Source organism: Janthinobacterium sp. GW823-FHT01H08, assembly GCF_058797855.1.
Map to the genome: position 1 here is coordinate 1,605,137 of NZ_CM179504.1, position 16,515 is coordinate 1,621,651.

At 65.4% G+C, this 16,515-nt stretch carries 14 protein-coding genes; 7 read left to right on the plus strand and 7 right to left on the minus strand.

Translation table 11 applies throughout. The annotated features are described in order from the left end of the window. Window positions 1–16: 16 nt before the first annotated feature. The gene (locus tag AC3RCG_RS07070) at window positions 17–1,015 is read right to left on the minus strand and encodes an LLM class flavin-dependent oxidoreductase (protein WP_492405221.1); all 999 of its coding nucleotides are present in this window, start codon (window positions 1,013–1,015) and stop codon (window positions 17–19) included. 261 nt (window positions 1,016–1,276) lie between these two features. On the opposite strand from AC3RCG_RS07070, the gene galT reads away from it, so the two are divergent. The 5 genes from galT (at window position 1,277) to AC3RCG_RS07095 (ending at window position 10,334) form a co-directional block, all read left to right on the plus strand. Further along, window positions 1,277–2,380 carry a galactose-1-phosphate uridylyltransferase gene (gene galT, locus AC3RCG_RS07075; protein WP_492405219.1) on the plus strand — a complete coding sequence of 368 codons (1,104 nt, stop codon included), beginning with the start codon at window positions 1,277–1,279 and terminating at the stop codon, window positions 2,378–2,380. Continuing rightward, entirely contained in the window at window positions 2,377–3,483 is a 1,107-nt protein-coding gene (locus tag AC3RCG_RS07080) for a M24 family metallopeptidase (RefSeq protein WP_070218144.1), read from the plus strand. Before galT ends, AC3RCG_RS07080 begins: the two co-directional genes overlap by 4 nt. After that, on the plus strand, window positions 3,480–4,547 hold the full coding sequence (galK, locus tag AC3RCG_RS07085; RefSeq protein ID WP_492405216.1) for a galactokinase: 1,068 nt from the start codon (window positions 3,480–3,482) through the stop codon (window positions 4,545–4,547). The genes AC3RCG_RS07080 and galK overlap by 4 nt, the downstream gene beginning before the upstream one ends. A gap of 177 nt (window positions 4,548–4,724) precedes the next feature. Continuing rightward, entirely contained in the window at window positions 4,725–6,461 is a 1,737-nt protein-coding gene (locus AC3RCG_RS07090) for a glycoside hydrolase family 2 protein (RefSeq protein WP_070310074.1), read from the plus strand. Window positions 6,462–6,515: 54 nt separating this feature from the next. Further along, a complete protein-coding gene (locus AC3RCG_RS07095; RefSeq protein ID WP_492405214.1) occupies window positions 6,516–10,334 on the plus strand; it encodes an NAD(P)-binding protein in 3,819 nt (1,272 codons plus the stop codon). A 306-nt stretch (window positions 10,335–10,640) separates the two neighbouring features. Here the strand turns inward: AC3RCG_RS07095 and AC3RCG_RS07100 are convergent, their stop codons facing one another. After that, entirely contained in the window at window positions 10,641–11,150 is a 510-nt protein-coding gene (locus AC3RCG_RS07100) for a hypothetical protein (protein WP_141749982.1), read from the minus strand. Window positions 11,151–11,414: 264 nt separating this feature from the next. Here AC3RCG_RS07100 and AC3RCG_RS07105 point away from each other — a divergent pair, with 264 nt between their 5' ends. Next, complete coding sequence (locus AC3RCG_RS07105) at window positions 11,415–11,714, plus strand: hypothetical protein (protein WP_070312035.1); 300 nt, start codon at window positions 11,415–11,417, stop codon at window positions 11,712–11,714. Here AC3RCG_RS07105 and AC3RCG_RS07110 read toward each other — a convergent pair whose 3' ends face one another. The 5 genes from AC3RCG_RS07110 to AC3RCG_RS07130 all read right to left on the minus strand — a co-directional run bounded on the left by AC3RCG_RS07110 (window position 11,715) and on the right by AC3RCG_RS07130 (window position 15,479). Beyond that, on the minus strand, window positions 11,715–12,128 hold the full coding sequence (locus AC3RCG_RS07110; RefSeq protein WP_070288585.1) for a VanZ family protein: 414 nt from the start codon (window positions 12,126–12,128) through the stop codon (window positions 11,715–11,717). Window positions 12,129–12,669: 541 nt separating this feature from the next. After that, the gene (locus AC3RCG_RS07115; RefSeq protein WP_035825332.1) at window positions 12,670–13,434 is read right to left on the minus strand and encodes an SDR family NAD(P)-dependent oxidoreductase; all 765 of its coding nucleotides are present in this window, start codon (window positions 13,432–13,434) and stop codon (window positions 12,670–12,672) included. 71 nt (window positions 13,435–13,505) lie between these two features. Then, complete coding sequence (locus AC3RCG_RS07120) at window positions 13,506–14,027, minus strand: TPM domain-containing protein (RefSeq protein WP_492405211.1); 522 nt, start codon at window positions 14,025–14,027, stop codon at window positions 13,506–13,508. After that, window positions 14,027–14,863, minus strand: coding sequence for a TPM domain-containing protein (locus tag AC3RCG_RS07125; RefSeq protein WP_492405209.1), 837 nt, complete (start codon window positions 14,861–14,863; stop codon window positions 14,027–14,029). The genes AC3RCG_RS07120 and AC3RCG_RS07125 overlap by 1 nt, the downstream gene beginning before the upstream one ends. Window position 14,864: 1 nt before the next feature. Further along, complete coding sequence (locus AC3RCG_RS07130; RefSeq protein WP_070313665.1) at window positions 14,865–15,479, minus strand: LemA family protein; 615 nt, start codon at window positions 15,477–15,479, stop codon at window positions 14,865–14,867. Window positions 15,480–15,636: 157 nt separating this feature from the next. On the opposite strand from AC3RCG_RS07130, the gene pyrF reads away from it, so the two are divergent. Beyond that, window positions 15,637–16,461, plus strand: a complete 825-nt coding sequence (gene pyrF / locus AC3RCG_RS07135; RefSeq protein ID WP_099410531.1) for an orotidine-5'-phosphate decarboxylase — start codon at window positions 15,637–15,639, stop codon at window positions 16,459–16,461. Window positions 16,462–16,515 lie beyond the last annotated feature (54 nt).

Genomic DNA, 16,515 nt, shown 5'->3' on the forward strand with positions numbered 1-16,515 from the left:
GAGGAAGACAGTGAAGTTACTGCGCGCGCGCCAGCTCCGCATGCACTTGCGCCGTGATTTCATACGAGCGTAGGCGGTGCTGGTGCTCGAAGATTTGCGAGGTGATCATCAGTTCGTCGGCGCCCGTTTCGGCGATGAAGGCGGCCATCTTCGCCTTCACCGTGTCCGGCGCGCCGATGGCCGTGCAGGACAGGACGGAATCGAGCATGGCGCGTTCCTGCGGGCCCAGCTGTTCCAGGTAACCGGGCACGGGCGGCTGCAAGCGCGACGGGCGGCCCGTGCGCAGGTTGACGAATGCCTGTTGCATCGACGTGGCGCGCAGGTGCGCCTCGGCATCCGTGTCGGCGGCAAAGACGTTAAAGCCCAGCATCACGTACGGTTTCGCCAATTGCTTCGACGGCTTGAAGTGTTCGCGGTAATAGGCCACGGCTTGCATCAGCATTTGTGGCGCGAAGTGCGAGGCGAACGCATACGGCAAGCCCAGGTGGGCGGCCAGCTGGGCGCCAAACAGGCTCGAGCCCAGTATCCACACGGGCACTTTCGCGCCCCTGCCGGGCACGGCCAGCACGCGCTGGCGCGGTTCGTCGGACATATAGTCGATCAATTCCAGCACGTCCTGCGGAAACTGTTCCGCGTCGGACTGCAGGTCGCGGCGCAGGGCGCGCGCCGTCGTCTGGTCGGAGCCGGGCGCGCGGCCCAGGCCCAGGTCGATGCGGCCCGGGTGCAGCGCTTCCAGCGTGCCGAACTGTTCCGCGATGACGAGCGGCGAGTGGTTCGGCAGCATCACGCCGCCCGCGCCCACGCGGATGGTCTTGGTGCCGGCCGCCACATGGGCGATGACGACGGCCGTGGCGGCGCTGGCGATACCGGGCATGCCGTGGTGTTCGGCCAGCCAGTAGCGGTTGTAGCCCCAGCGTTCGCCGTGCTGCGCCAGGTCCAGCGTGTTCTTGAACGACTGGCTGGCGTTGCTGCCTTCGGCGATGGGCGCGAGGTCGAGTATGGAAAATGGAATCATGGTAGCGATATCGGGACGTGGTGGAAAATCACAATGGACGATTTGTCTATCCCCTGACGACAACAGGGTCGGCCTTGAAAGCGGCAGGGATGACAGGCTGTGCACATGATAATGCGAATCGGGAATTTGCGTACTGATCGGTAAAAAACTCGTCTCGACGGGAAACCGGTGTTGAGCGACCCTGGAAAATATTTGCAGACTGTGGAACTTTTGTTGCCAGTGCCAGTCTTAAGAATTCGTGTCTTAAGAATGCGAAACATCATGTATTGCAAGCAACTTGCCAAGCCCGACGGGCGCCAGCTGACTCTGTACAGCCGGCGTCCCATCGTCGTCGCCGGCGTTGCACCGAGTCCGTTCCCCGAGCCGCAGGAGGCCAATCCGCACTTGCGCTGGCATCCCTTGCGCGGCGAATGGGTGGCGTATGCGGCTTACCGCCAGGGCCGCCCCTTCCTGCCGCCGGCCCGGTACAACCCGCTGGCGCCCACGCGCGATCCCGCGCAGCCGACGGAATTGCCTGCCGGCGACTACGATATCGCCGTCTTCGACAACCGCTTTCCCACCCTGGCGCCGCACGCGCATGATCCGCCCGACCTGACGGTCGCCACGGCGCCCGCCTGCGGCCATTGCGAAGTGGTGGTGTTCGCGCAGGATGCCGGCGCCTCGCTGGGCACGCTGGCGCCCGGCCACATCGCCTTGTTGCTGCAGGTGTGGGGGGAGCGCACGGCACAGTTGGCCAGCCGGCCAGGCATCGCGTACGTGCTGCCGTTCGAGAACCGCGGCGCGGAAGTGGGCGTGACCCTGCACCATCCGCATGGCCAGATCTATGCCTACCCCTTTGTGCCGCCCGTGCCGGCGCGCATGCTGGAGCAGGAACACGCATATTTCGCCAGCCATGGCCAGGCCATGCTGGTGGACATGGCGCGGCGCGAAGCCGATGGCGGCGCGCGCCTGCTGTACCTGGGACCGGAGGCGATCGCCTTTGTGCCCGCCTGCGCCCGCTATCCGTATGAAGCGTGGGTGATGCCGCTGCGGCAGACGGACAGCTTCGCGGCCTTGTCGGCATTGCAGCGCGCCGACCTGGCGCGCGCCCTCAAGACCGTGCTGCTGAAATACGACGGCTTGTGGCAGCGCGCCATGCCTTATCTGATGGCCTGGTACCAGGCGCCGCCGGACGGCCGCGCGCATCCGGAAACGCAGCTGCACGCACAGTTTTATCCGCCGTACCGCACGCGCGAACGGCTCAAATATCTGGCCGGCACCGAGCTGGCCGCCGGCATGTACGCCATGGATGCCCTGCCCGAGGAATCGGCGCGGCAGCTGCAGCAAGTGCGCGTGGCATGGGAAATGGCAGAGGAAATCGCATGAACTGGAATGTCGAACTGGAAATTGCGCACAAACTGGCGCAGATGCGTGGCTGGCTGGAACAGGAAAAGGCCGGCGCGTTGCGCCTGCGCGGCGTGGACTGGTTCGCCTGGGCCACGGCCGGCGCGTCGGGCAGCACCTGCCAGACGGCCGAGTGCGGCTGTGCAGAGGTGCTCGTCACGCGCGATGCGGCCTACATCCTGACCGATGCGGCCGAGGCGCAGCGGCTGCGCCAGGAAGAGGTGCGCGGCTGCTGGACCTGGCAAGTGACGCCGTGGATGCAACCCCGGCTGGCCGAATTGCGCGAGCATTTCGTGCAGCATGCGGCGCAGGGGCGGCCCGTGCTGTGCGACCGGCCCGGCCTGCACGAGCGCTGCCTGCCCGTCGCCCTGCGCGAGGAGCGCCTGCCCTTGCTGGCGCCGGAACAGGCGCGCTACCGCGAAGTGGGCCGGCTGGCCTCCGCTGCCGCCAGCGAGGCGCTGCGCGCCGCGCGGCCCGATTGGAGCGAGCAGGAGCTGGCCGGCGCCTGCGCCCGCGCCCTGTGGTCGCGCGGCCTGCATGCCGTGTACGTGCTGGCGGCCGGCGCCGAGCGCTTCGAGCGCTACCGGCGCGCGCCGCCCGCCGCGTCGCCGCTGGGCGAACGGGCCGTGCTGGCGCTGTGCGCGCAAGGTTTCGGCCTGTGCGCCAGCCTGAGCCGCCAGCGCCGTTTCCGTCCCGCGCGCGACGGCATCGGCGAAGCCGACGCGGCCATCCTGGCGCTCGAAGCGGTGGCGCTCGATGCCTGCGTGGCGGGGCATGCGCTGAGCATGGTGTATCACGCGCTCGACAGCGCCTATGCCTATGCGGGGCAGCCCGATACGGTGCAGGAATTCCGGCAGGGCGGCATCGCCGGCTACCGCGCGCCCGAGGTGGCCGCCGGCGCGCATACGGAAATCGCCCTGAAGGACGGCATGGCCGTGGCCTTCCATCCCAGCCTGCCCGGCAGCATGGTGGAAGACACTTTCCTGCTCAGCGGCGGGCGCCTGCACAACCTGACTTGCGATCCCGACTGGCCGGCGGCAACGGTGCAGGGACGGCGGCGTCCGCTGACACTGGAAGTGCAATGATCACCCCCGACGCGTATTTCGGCGCCGTCCCCGTGGTGGCGGCCTCGGCGCCCGGACGGGTCAACCTGCTGGGCGAGCATACGGACTACAACGATGGCTACATGCTGCCGTGCGCCACGCCGCAGCGCACGCGGGTGATGCTGGCGCTGGCCGCCGACGGGCATCACCAGTTCTATTCCGCCACTCTTGACGAACTCGTGCGTTTCGAGCGCCAGAGCGCCGCACCGCCCGGCTTTGGCCGCTACCTGGAAGGCTGCATACGCCTGCTCGAGGAGCGCGGCGTCGCGGTGCCGGCCGTGCGCGGCCATATCGATTCGGACGTGCCGCTGGGCGCCGGCCTGTCGAGCAGCGCCGCGCTGGAGATCGCCATGCTGCGCGCGCTGCGCCAGTTGCTGGGACTGCAGATCGATGACGTGTCGCTGGCGCTGATGGGGCAGCAGGCGGAAATCCGCTACGCGCAGGTCAATTGCGGCGTGATGGACCAGATGGCATGCAGTCTGGCCGACGAACATCACATGCTGCTGCTCGACGCACGCACCCTGCGCCATGAACTGCTGGCGCTGCCCCATGACAGCGAGGTGCTGGTCATCGACAGCGGCGTGCCGCGCACTCTGGCCGGCAGCGCCTATAACGTGCGGCGCGCCGAGTGCGAACAGGCGGCGCGCCTGCTGGGCGTGGCGGCACTGCGCGACGTGCGCGAGCCGCCCGTGGTGGAAGGCTTGCCCGAGCCGTACCGCCGCCGCGCGCGCCACGTGGTCAGCGAAAACCTGCGCGTGCTGCAGGCTTGCGGCCAGCATGGTCCCGTGCGCTTCGGCCAGCTGATGGCGCAGTCGCACGCCAGCCTGCGCGACGATTACGAGGTATCGCTGCCGGTGCTCGATGCGCTGGTGGCGCTGCTGTCGGCGCAGTCGGCCGTGTACGGCGCGCGCCTGACGGGCGCCGGTTTTGGCGGCGCTTGCGTGGCCCTGTGCCGCAAGCAATGCGCGGCCAGCGCGGGGCGTACGGTGGTACAGCGCTTTAACGCTTTGGGACGCCACGCACGCATGCTGGTTCCGCTCGACTGAGCATGGTTTGATCCTGCTCATGCATCACCGCCCAAGCCCCATACGGCGGAACTTGCCCCATGCCGCATGCATCCAATTGGCATGCTCGATGACCATCTCTCCCCACCCCATACGGATGACGGCCTGGCCGGTACTGCCCTGCCTGGCGCGGGCGGCTTTGCCTATCCCCGCCCGCAGATGGTGCGCGAGAACTGGCAATCGCTGAACGGCGCCTGGCGTTTCACCTTCGACAATGAACGGCGCTACCGCCTGCCCGACGGCGGCATCGGCTGGACGCACGAGATCATCGTGCCGTTTCCGCCGGAATCGCAGGCCAGCGGCGTGGGCGACCGCGGTTTTCACCGCATATGCTGGTATCAGCGCGACTTCCTGCTGCAGCCGGGCGGACCCTGCGTGCTGCTGCATTTCGGCGCCGTCGACTACCATGCCAAGGTCTGGCTGAACGGTCACGTGGTGGCCGAGCATGAGGGAGGCCACACGCCGTTTGTTGCCAACATCAGCCATGCCCTGCTGGCCGACGGGCCGCAGGTGCTGACGGTGCGCGTCGAGGACGATCCGCACGACCTGGCCAAGCCGCGCGGCAAGCAGGACTGGCAACTGCTGCCCCATTCCATCTGGTATCCGCGCACCACGGGCATCTGGCAAAGCGTGTGGATCGAGCGCGTGGCCACCACCTATATCGGCAAGCTGCGCTGGACGCCCGTGTTCGAGGGCTATGAAATCGGCTGCGACGTGTTCGCCATGGGCGAGCTGCACGACGATCTCATCGTGGGCGTGCGCATCTGGCATGGCGACAATCTGCTGGCCGACGACCAGTACAAGCTGATCGAAAACGAAGCGAGCCGCAAGATCGCCCTGTCCGATCCCGGCATCGACGATTCGCGCAACGAACTGCTGTGGAGCCCGGAGCGGCCCATCCTGCTCGATGCCGAAGTCACGCTGCGGCATGGCGACGCCTTGCTCGACACGGTCAGGTCGTACACGGCGCTGCGCTCGGTGGCGATCAACCGCGACCGCTTCATGCTCAATGGCCGGCCGTATCCGCTGCGCCTGGTGCTGGACCAGGGGTACTGGCCCGACACCCTGCTGGCGGCGCCTTCCGATGCGGCCTTGCGGCACGACGTGGAACTGGCCAAGGCCATGGGTTTCAACGGCGTGCGCAAGCACCAGAAGATCGAGGACCCGCGCTACCTGTACTGGGCCGACCGCCTGGGCTTGCTGGTGTGGGAAGAAATGCCGTCCACTTACCGTTTTTCCGGCAAGGCCATCACGCGCATGGTGCGCGAATGGACGGACGTGATCGAACGCGACTACAGCCACCCGTGCATTCTCGTCTGGGTGCCGTTCAACGAATCGTGGGGCGTGCCCAACCTGACGGCCATCCAGGCCCACCGCAACGCCGTCGAGGCGCTGTACCACCTGACGCGCACGCTCGATCCCACGCGGCCCGTGATCGGCAACGACGGCTGGGAAGCGTCGGCCACCGACATCCTCGGCATCCACGACTACGACTGCGATCCGGAACGCCTGCAGGCACGCTATGCGATCAGCGATTCGGCCCGCACCACCTTGTTCGACCAGCGCCGCCCGGGCGGACGCATCCTCACGCTCGACGGTTTTCCGCACCGGGGCCAGCCCATCGTCCTCACGGAATTTGGCGGCATCGCCTTTGACCGGGAGCAGGGGGAAACCGATACCTGGGGCTATGCGCGCGTGGGGAACGAGGCGGCCTTCCTCGACCTGTACCGGCGCCTGATGACGGTCGTCAATACGGCGCAAATGTTCAGCGGCTTTTGCTACACGCAGTTCGCCGACACGTTCCAGGAAACCAATGGCCTGCTGACGGCGGACCGAACGCCAAAGGCCGCGCTGGAACTGCTCAGCGCGGCCACCCGCAATATCCGGCTCAATTGAACGCAAGCCGGGCCTGACAAGTTTCATCTGGTCCCTACATTAACAGGAGCAGGCATGGCCGATACCGATGGCGCGGCAGCGCCGTTTCTGACTTACTGGCAGGCGGGCTACGAGGGCGCCGACCACGTCACGCACGGCGGCCAGGCGCTGGACATGAACCGCGCCACGGGCCACCTGGACAGGGTGCGCGAAGACTACCTGCTGCTGCGCCAGTTCGGCATCCGCAGCGTGCGCGAAAGCATAGGCTGGCGCCTGGCCGAACGCGATGGCCGTTTCGATTTTTCCTGCATCGAGGAGCGCGCCGCCGTGGCGCGGGAACTGGGGCTGCAGGTCAACTGGACCTTCTGCCACTACGGCTGGCCGCCCGACGTCGACCTGTTCTCGCCGGACTTCGTGCCGCGCTTTGCCCGCTACTGCAGGGCGGCGGCGCAGTTTCTCGCGCCCTATGCGGGCAGCAAGCCCGTGTATTCGCCCGTCAACGAAATCTCGTTTACCAGCTGGGGTTTGTCGGTGCACATGTTCCAGTGCCTGAACATGCAGCGGCCGGACGCGGGTCATGAAGGCAAGCGGCAGCTGGTGCGCGCCACCGTGGCCGGCTGCGACGCCATCCGCGCCGTCAGCCCGCATGCGCGTTTCCTGCAATGCGATCCCCTGATCCACGTGATCGCGCCGCCGGGACGGCCGGACTGGGTCGACCAGGCGGCCGCCTGGCGCGCTTCGCAGTTCGAGGCCTGGGACATGCTGTGCGGCCGCCGGGCGCCGGAATTGGGCGGCGCGCCGCGCTACCTGGACTTGATCGGCCTGAACTATTACCACAGCAACCAGTGGGAAAGCGGCAGCAACCTGCGCCTGTGGTGGCACCTGGGCGAGCCGCGCCGCATGCCCCTGTACCAGCTATTGCTGGAAGTGGGGCGGCGCTATGGGCGGCCGCTGCTGCTGGCGGAAACGAGCCACGTGGGCAGCGGGCGCGGCGCCTGGATACGCGACGTGGCCGCCGAGGCGGCGCTGGCCGTCCAGCACGGCGCGGATCTGCGCGGCATCTGCATCTATCCCGTCATCGACCGCCCCGACTGGGACGATGCCAGCCACTGGCACCGCAGCGGCTTGTGGGATGTCAGCCTGGAAGAGGCGGGAGGGGAGCGGCTGCGGCGCATCCTTTCGCCGCCTTACGCGGCGGCACTACGGCAGGCCCAGCGCCTGACCGCACACCTTTGTTCAACGTTTGCCCCGGCGGGGCAGAAAGGAACTGACATGCGAACCATTATCGTCTTTTCACACCTGCGCTGGAATTTCGTGTATCAGCGGCCGCAACAGCTGCTGTCGCGGCTGGCGCAGTTCTACCGCGTGGTCTTCATCGAGGAACCTGTTTGGCACGACGGGCCGGGTACGCTGGAGCTGTCGACCCCGGCGCCGAACGTGACCGTGTGCCAGCCCCGCACGGCCGTGCGGGCGCCCGGTTTTCACGACGACCAGCTGGCCGTGCTGCAACCGCTGCTGGCCCAGATCACGCCCGCCGACGACCCCATCGTCTGGTTCTATACGCCGATGGCGCTGCCGCTGCTGCCGGCCCTGCACGCGGGCCTGGTGGTGTATGACTGCATGGATGAACTGGCCGCATTCAAAAATGCTCCACGACAATTACTGCAGCGCGAAACGGCCCTGCTGGCGCGCGCCGAACTGGTGTTCGCGGGCGGCCCCAGCCTGTTCGAGGCGAAACGCACGCGCCATGCGAACGTCCATTGCTTCGCCAGCAGCGTCGATACCGTGCACTTCGAACAGGCGCTGGACCGCCACAACGGCCATCCCGCGCAAGCGGAGATCGGACGGCCCAGGCTGGGCTATTACGGCGTGATCGACGAGCGTTTCGAGCCTGCCCTGGTGGCGGCGCTGGCCGATGCCCATCCCGACTGGCAAATCGTGCTCGTCGGCCCCATCCTCAAGATCGATCCGGCCAGCCTGCCGCAGCGGCAAAATATCCATTACCTGGGCCAGCAGCCGTACCAGGCGCTGCCGCACTTCCTGGCCGGCTGGGACGTGTGCCTGCTGCCCTTCGCCCGGAACGAGGCGACCCGCTTCATCAGTCCTACCAAGGTGCTCGAATACATGGCGGCGCAGTTGCCCATCGTTAGCACCTCGATCACCGACGTGGCCGTGCCGTATGGCGGCATCGTGGCCATCGCCGACACGCCCGATGCCTTTGTTGCCGCCTGCGAGGCGGCGCTGGCCGCGACGCCGGAGCAGCGCGCGGCCATGGCCGCCGGCATGCGCGCCATCGTCGAGGCCACCTCCTGGGATGCCACGGTGGAACAGATGCGCCAGTTGCTCGACACGACGCCGCCGGCGCAGGGGGCCCGCCAGGCGGCGCCCGCCGTCAGTACGGTACAGACTGCCGCACCGGGCGCCGGCGTCAACCTCCTGCATCCGCCCGGTGCGCCGCAAGCCGTGGCCTGCGCCATCATCGGTGCGGGTCCGACGGGCTTGAGCGCCGCCTATCACCTGGGCGCCGATACCTTGTTGCTGGACAAAAATGCCACGGTGGGCGGCTGGTGCCGCTCCATCGTCGACCGCGGTTTTACTTTCGACCATGCGGGCCACATCATGTTTTCCAACGATGACTATGTGCTCGACATGTACCGCACCTTGCTGGGCACCAACCTGCACTGGCAAAACCGCGAAGCCTGGGTGTACAGCAAGCAGGTCTACACGCGCTATCCTTTCCAGGGCGCGCTGTACGGCTTGCCGCCGGCCGTCATCAAGGAATGCATCATGGGAGCCATCGAGGCGCGCTACGGCAAGGCGCCTGCCGTGTCGGGCCATGCGGCGGCGGGGGCCTGCGCCGTGGAAGACTGCTGCGCCGACGGCGGCACGGGGCTGGAACAGGCGCACGATGCCGTGGCGGCACCGCCCCAGGCGGGGCTCAATTTCGAGCAGTTCATCCATCAGGTATGGGGCAGCGGCATCGCCCGCCATTTCGCCATTCCCTACAACAAGAAATTATGGACTGTACCGCTGGCCGAGATGGAAACGTCGTGGCTGGGCGGGCGGGTACCGTTGCCGAACCTGGAAGACATCATCGAGGGCGCGCTCGAACCGGTGGGCAGGCCGATGGGTCCGAATGCCCGTTTCGGCTATCCCTTGCGCGGTGGTTTCCAGGCATTGATGTCGGGCTTCCTGCCGCATCTGCAAGGCCAGCTGGAGCTCAACGCCGAGGTGGTGCAGATCCTGCCGCGCCAGCATGTAATCGTGCTGGCCGACGGCCGCCGCTTCCGCTACCAGCACTTGCTGAGCACCATGCCCTTGCCGGAACTGGTGCGCCTGAGCGGCGAGCAGGCGCCGCAGCAGGTACGGGCGGCGGCGCACGCCTTGCGGCATATTTCCGTGCGCTGCGTCAACCTGGGCGTGGCACGTGAAAACATCAGCGAGAAACACTGGATTTACTACCCGGAAGAGACGATATTCCACCGCATTTTCCTGCAAGGTAACGCCAGCCCCCACTGCAATGCGCCGGGCGGCTTTGGCTTGACGTGCGAGATCAGTTATTCGCCCTGGAAACCGTTGCCGCTGGATGGGCAAGCCCTGATCGACCGTTGCATGGCCGATTGCATCGCCGTGGGCTTGCTGCGCGACGACGACCGGCTGCTGGCTGCCAACCAGGTGGACATGCCTTACGCCTATGTCGTGTACGACCACGCGCGGGCCGCCAATGTGGCGCTGGTGAAGGCCTGGCTGGCCACGCAGGATATCGTGCTGGCGGGGCGCTACAGCGAATGGGAATACTACAATTCCGACCATGCCTTCCTGGCCGGGAAAAAAGCGGCGGAACAGATCGCCGGGCTGGCGGCCAGCCGGCGCAAGGTGAGCATGGTGGAATAGGCGCTTGCGCCGGGGGAGCCTGGAACGGCGCTCCCGGCGCAGGATGGATAGGCAAATAGGGAAAAGGCGCAAACAGGGAAAAGGCGCAAATGGGGAAAGGCAGGGAAAGGCGTAGACAAGAAAAGGCAACACGCAACAGGCGCAACACGCAACAGGCAACAGGCAAGGCAGATGAAATTCAACAGGCAAGGCAGATGAAATACCGGCCTTGCCTGTGTCAGCACGCTGGCGGCGCGGTGTCGCGCTGGCGTTCAGCGTCCGGGAACGCCAGTCCCGGATGCTATCGCGCATGGCGACGCGGTATGCCTAGTAGCGCTGCAGCAAGCCGTTGACCACCTTGACGTGATCGCCGATCTGGTAGCTGGGCTGGGAGTTTTGCATGAGGGTTTGTGTGCTGCCGTCGTCCAGGCGCAGGGTGACCCGGTACTGCGTATTGCCCGAGGTGCTGCCCGCTGTGCCGGAACTGCCGGATTGCATGTCGCCGCTGCGCTGATCCATTCCGCGCGGCACTGGCTCGATCGACTGTACCGTGGCAGAGGCGATGCTGACACCCGTCTGGCTGCCGTCCATGTTCGTGGCGTTATTGGCCGAGGAGGTACGCGTGTCGGCGCTGCCGGTGCCGGCATTGCTCATCGTGCTGCTGGTGCTGGTCCCGGTCCCGGTTCCGGTCGAAGTGCTGCCCGTCCCGGCCGTATTGCTGTAGCTTTCACCGCTGCGGCCATTCGTACTGCTCATGCCGGTGTTGTTCGGATTCGAATTGCAGGCGGCCAGCGTACACAGCAGGCCGGCCAGCGCCATGGTTTTTTTTGCTCTCATCTTGTTCTCCTCTTGGTCTGACAAAGTGGTAACCCGGTTTTCAGGGTGTGGCGGAGGTCAGCGTCAATGGCGCATGCCAGGCATGGCCGTAACTACTGCTAGTAAGAGAGCAGGGAAGGAAAGATGTTCGATCCTTGTTATTTCACATTGAGATACATCAAGCGCTTCAATTGTCGAGCTTGGTATAAAAGACATTCTTGTGCGAATGTGCACAGCGTCAGCGCTGTCCCGCTGTCCTTCCCGCTGCTTATCTCAGGAGAATAAATGGCTTCCGATTCCACTAGCGTCAAGCTGATCAATGAGTTGGTGATTGCGGTGTATGGTGCGCCGGGCACGGCGAACGATATGCGCGCCCGCCATGCGCTGACCCAGGCCCTGCATGCCTTGACGAGGTTGTCACGGTCCGAGCAGTTGATGGAAATGCGGCGCGATGCGGCGCGCGCGGCGGGAGCGCACAGCCGGCGCGAGATGCACGCGGCCTTGCGCCGCATCGCCGGCCGGGCCGCGGCCGGGCAAGGCCAGTTGCCCCTGGCGCTGAGCGCCGGCGACGGCGCGGCGCCCTGATCAGCCGCGCGCCTTCTTCAGCGCGGCGGCGGCCATGCCGGGCCAGAGGAAGTACAGCGGCAGCACCACGGCCGTGGCGGCCGTGATATCGACCACCCAGTCGCTGACGGCGCCATGGCGGTAAGGCAGGAAACTCTGGATAAATTCGTCCAGCGCGCCCATGGCTGCCACCATCAGCACCGACAGCAGCGCCCGGCGGGCCATGCCGCCGGCCGTGCCGCTGAACAGGATCAGGGCCAGCACGCCATAGCCGAACGAGTGCAGCACGCCGCCCGATGCATATTGGCCCACGTCCGCGCGCACGCCGGGGATGTCGCCGATCAAAATCACCAGCACATACAACAGCAGGGCTGTGCGGTAGCGCAGGCGTTCGTAGCGGTCGGCAAAACAAAGTTCGGACAAGGCTGCAGGCATGATGCGTCAGGATGGGTGGAAAGGCAGTCACAATATCATGTGCGTGGCGGGGCACCGTGTTTTTGCGCAAGAGCTTGCCGGACAGGAAAAAAAAAGGCCCGCGGGGGCGCGGGCCAAAAACCCAAATGAAAGGGTCAAGAGTTGAGAGTTGCTCGGTACTTACCCTGTCGCGCGCCTTGCCGGCGCCCGCCACGGTCATGAAAGGGGAGTGGTGTGCCATGGCGGCACACCTGTCTGTAGTCAGGCATATCGGTTGCCTGTACAGCAGATGAAGCAAGTATAGGGGGCGAAAATGACGGGCTGATGACACGCCGCAACATTTTTTTGCGGCAGACAGAATGAACGGGTAGATTGTGAGAAATGGCAAGAATGGCCATGTTGCAGCAGCAATAGCAAAAAAAAGCCCGCTGGTGAAAGCGGGCTTAAAACTATTTTCTTGGAGGAGAATAGTGGAGACAGGTGCATTATGCTGCGTCGCACGATATGTGTCTAATGATCTTTTTAGATATGCATTATTCTTTTTTGATATAACTCGCCTGTTTCACTCTTTCACGGCCACCGTGTAGTTGAGCGCCATGCGTCCGCCATCGACGTAGATGGTCTGGCCCGTCATGTAGGTGGCGTCGTCGCTGGCCAGGAAGGCGGCGATGCCGGCCACTTCTTCCGGCTCGCCGCAGCGGCCCAGCGGCGTGCGCGACAAAATCGTGTGGCGCGCCTGCGGGCTCGACAGCACTGCCTGCTTGGCCAGTTCCGTCAGGATGGTGCCCGGCCCGATGCCGTTCACGCGCACGCCGTGCGGCGCCAGGTTCAGGGCCATGACCTTGGTCAGCTGGTTGATGGCGCCTTTCGACACCACATATGGCACCTGGTTCGGGATCGCCAGCTCCGCATTCACGCTGGACATATTGATGATGCAGCCGCTGTTGCGCTTGACCATCTCGCGCGCCACGGCCTGGCCGCACAGGAACATCGATTTCAGGTTGATGCGCATGACGCGGTCGAAATCATCTTCGCACACGTCGAGGAAGTCGGCCGCGTGCGTGACGCCCGCATTGTTGACGAGGATATCGATGTGGCCGAACTGCGCCAAGGTTTCCTTCAGCATGGCATCGACGTCCGCTTTCTGGCTGACGTCGGCGCAAAAGAAGCGTGCCTGCGGGCCGAGGGCGGCCGCCGCCTGCGCGCCTTCTTCCTTGATGTCGACCAGCATCACTTGCGCCCCTTCGGCGATCAGGCGGGTGGCGCAAGCCAGGCCGATGCCTTGCGTGGCGCCCGTGACGATGGCGGTTTTATTGACTAATTTCATGTGTGCTCCTCGGCGGGTGGGGGCGCCGCCATGCTGCGGGGCCATGGCGGATTGTAATCCCTGGGCAGGAATCAGAGGAGGATGGGTTCGTTCGGCAACTGGTTGCCGCGCGTCCCATTGGCGGGGAAGTGGCTTTGCAGCAAGGTATTCAGCTGCTGCAAGGCATCGAGCGTGCTGTCGTGGTAATTGCCGTCCTTGAACCCTTTGGTCATGGTGCGGCACACGGCTTGCCACTGCTCCGGCGTCACGCGCCGGCCCACGTTGCGGTCGGCCACGATATCGACCTGGTGTTCGGCCAGGTTGATATAGATCAGCACGCCAACGTTGTCTTCCGTATCCCACACGCCATATTGGGCGAACAGTTCGCGCGCCCGTTCGCGGTTGCTCACGCCGTGATAGGCCATGCCCGGCGTCAGGGCCGCTTCGACGATCAGGCGCACTTCCGCCCGGTGCAGCGTTTCACCGTCGGCAATCGCCGTTTCGATGGCTTTCAAGGTGCGCTCAGGAAAGGCCTGGCGCGCCGTCGCCGGCGTGCCCCGCAAATGTTTTAAAGCGCGTCCGCAGCGTTGTCCGAATGTCAGTTGTTTCGTCATTACCAATCTCCCGAGGCGCCGCCGCCGTCAAAACCGCCGCCGCCGCCACCGAAACCACCGCCGCCACCGCCACCGCCACCGCCAAATCCGCCACCGCCGCCGAAGCCGCCACCGCGGTTGTTCAGCGCCTGGTTCAAGATGCTGCCCAGCACGACGCCCGTGGCGCCGCTGGACCAGTTGCTGCCGCGCTGCAGCCGGTTCGGCCCGCCACGCGAGCGGAACACGGTCACGAGCACAAGAAAGCCGAAGAACAGCAGCGGCAGCCAGAAGGTCAGGCCGCCCGCTTCCACGGTCGCCGGGGCCTGTTTTTGCGCCGGTGCGGGAAATTGCTCCTGGTTCAGCAAGGTAGCGATGGCGCCAATGCCGGCCACCAGGCCGCCGTAATAGTCCTTTTGCTTGAAATGGGGGGCGATCACGTCTTGCAGGATGCGTTTCGATTGCGCATCGGTCAGCACGCCCTGCACGCCACGGCCCGCCTCGATGCGCAGGCGGCGCAAGGACGATGGGTTGTCCTTCGCCACCATCAGCAGCACGCCGTCATCGACGCCCTTGCGGCCCAGCTTCCAGGCATCCGTCACGCGGATGCTGTATTGCTCGATGGCTTCCGGTTCCGTGCTCTTGACCAGCAGCACGGCGATCTGGCTGCCCGTCTTGGCTTCGTAGTCGGCCAGCACGCCTTCCAGCGCCGCTTTCTGCTTGTCATCGAGCATGCCGGCGTTGTCCGTCACGCGCGCCGCCAGCGGCGGCACAGGCTGCAAGCCCTGCGCGCTGGCGGGCAAGGCTGTCCACAGCAGCAGCGCCGTCGCCAGCGCCGCCAGATAAGACCAGGCTTTCATCTTATTTGCCGAAGTTGACGGTCGGCGCGGTCGAAATGGCTTTTTCGTTTTCCACCGTGAACGAAGGCTTGACCTTGTAGCCGAAGACCATGGCCGTCAGGTTGTTCGGGAAGCTGCGCGCATGCACGTTGTAATCTTGCACGGCGGCGATGTAACGCTGGCGCGCCACGGTGATGCGGTTTTCCGTGCCTTCCAGCTGCGACTGCAAGTCGCGGAAGCTGGTGTCGGCCTTCAAATCCGGGTATTTCTCGGACACCACCATCAGGCGCGACAGGGCCGACGACAGCTGGCCCTGCACCTGCTGGAACTTTTCAAAGGCGGCCGGGTCGTTCAGCACTTCGGGCGTGATCTGGAAACTGGTGGCGGCGGCGCGCGCCTTGGTCACCGCTTCCAGCGTTTCGCGCTCGTGCGTGGCATAGCCCTTGACGGTGTTGACCAGGTTGGGGATCAGGTCGGCGCGGCGCTGGTACTGGTTGACCACTTCGCCCCAGGCGGCCTTGGTGGCTTCGTCCTTGCTCTGGAAGTCGTTATAGCCGCAGCCCGTCAGGATGCCGGCCAGGACGGTGACGCTCAGGGCCAGGCGCAGCCATTTGGTGAATTGATTGGTGATTTGCATGATGGGTTCCGTGCAGAGTAAAGGAGGTGGGGCAAATATACCTGAAACGGCCCGCCATGTCGGTTTAATAAGCGCCGGCCGCCGCCTCAGCCTGCCTTCCCTGGCCTGCGCCGCGTTACAATACGGGGTTTGCAACTGAATATAGAGAAGGTGTGCCGTGAATTTCATCAATAAATTATCCGCCGCATGGACGGCCAATAATTCCCTGCTGTGCGTGGGTCTGGACCCCGACCTGGCGAAACTGCCGGCCGAGCTGCGCGACTTGCCCGATGGAATCACCACCTTTTGCACGCGCATCATCGATGCCACGGCCGACCTGGCCTGCGCCTTCAAGCCGCAGATCGCCTATTTTGCCGCGCTGGGCGCGGAAAAGCAGCTGGAAGACATCTGCCGCTACGTGCGCGAAAATTACCCGCACATCCCGCTGATCCTCGACGCGAAACGGGGCGACATCGGCGCGACAGCCACGCAATACGCGCGCGAAGCGTTCGAACGCTACGGTGCCGACGCCGTCACCGTGAACCCCTACATGGGCGAGGACTCGCTCGATCCCTACCTGGCGTGGAAAGACCGCGGCGTGATCATCCTGTGCCGCACCTCGAACCCGGGCGGCTCGGACCTGCAATTCCTCGATACGGACGGCGTGCCTCTGTACCAGCGCGTGGCGCGCCTGGTGGCCGAGAAATGGAACAAGAACGGCCAGTGCGCGCTCGTCGTCGGCGCCACGTTCCCTGAAGAACTGGCGCAAGTGCGCGCCATCGTGGGCGACATGCCGCTGCTGGTGCCCGGCATCGGTGCCCAGGGCGGAGATATTGCCGCCACCGTCGGCGCTGGCCAGACGGCGAACGGCATGGGCATGATGATCAGCTCCTCGCGCGCCATCATCTACGCCACGCCGCAGGACGGCGAAGACTGGGCCGACGCGGCGCGCCGCGTGGCCATTGAAACGCGCGATGCGATCAATCAACACCGCGCAGCGTAGGTCGGATTAGCGGCGACGCCGCGTAATCCGACACCACCACGCTCGGGCCAACAA

Bases quoted from the DNA above. Each gene is read 5' to 3' on its own strand.
- AC3RCG_RS07070 (WP_492405221.1), bottom strand. From the start codon at position 1,015: ATGATTCCATTTTCCATACTCGACCTCGCGCCCATCGCCGAAGGCAGC.
- galT (WP_492405219.1), top strand. From the start codon at position 1,277: ATGTATTGCAAGCAACTTGCCAAGCCCGACGGGCGCCAGCTGACTCTG.
- AC3RCG_RS07080 (WP_070218144.1), top strand. From the start codon at position 2,377: ATGAACTGGAATGTCGAACTGGAAATTGCGCACAAACTGGCGCAGATG.
- galK (WP_492405216.1), top strand. From the start codon at position 3,480: ATGATCACCCCCGACGCGTATTTCGGCGCCGTCCCCGTGGTGGCGGCC.
- AC3RCG_RS07090 (WP_070310074.1), top strand. From the start codon at position 4,725: ATGGTGCGCGAGAACTGGCAATCGCTGAACGGCGCCTGGCGTTTCACC.
- AC3RCG_RS07095 (WP_492405214.1), top strand. From the start codon at position 6,516: ATGGCCGATACCGATGGCGCGGCAGCGCCGTTTCTGACTTACTGGCAG.
- AC3RCG_RS07100 (WP_141749982.1), bottom strand. From the start codon at position 11,150: ATGAGAGCAAAAAAAACCATGGCGCTGGCCGGCCTGCTGTGTACGCTG.
- AC3RCG_RS07105 (WP_070312035.1), top strand. From the start codon at position 11,415: ATGGCTTCCGATTCCACTAGCGTCAAGCTGATCAATGAGTTGGTGATT.
- AC3RCG_RS07110 (WP_070288585.1), bottom strand. From the start codon at position 12,128: ATGCCTGCAGCCTTGTCCGAACTTTGTTTTGCCGACCGCTACGAACGC.
- AC3RCG_RS07115 (WP_035825332.1), bottom strand. From the start codon at position 13,434: ATGAAATTAGTCAATAAAACCGCCATCGTCACGGGCGCCACGCAAGGC.
- AC3RCG_RS07120 (WP_492405211.1), bottom strand. From the start codon at position 14,027: ATGACGAAACAACTGACATTCGGACAACGCTGCGGACGCGCTTTAAAA.
- AC3RCG_RS07125 (WP_492405209.1), bottom strand. From the start codon at position 14,863: ATGAAAGCCTGGTCTTATCTGGCGGCGCTGGCGACGGCGCTGCTGCTG.
- AC3RCG_RS07130 (WP_070313665.1), bottom strand. From the start codon at position 15,479: ATGCAAATCACCAATCAATTCACCAAATGGCTGCGCCTGGCCCTGAGC.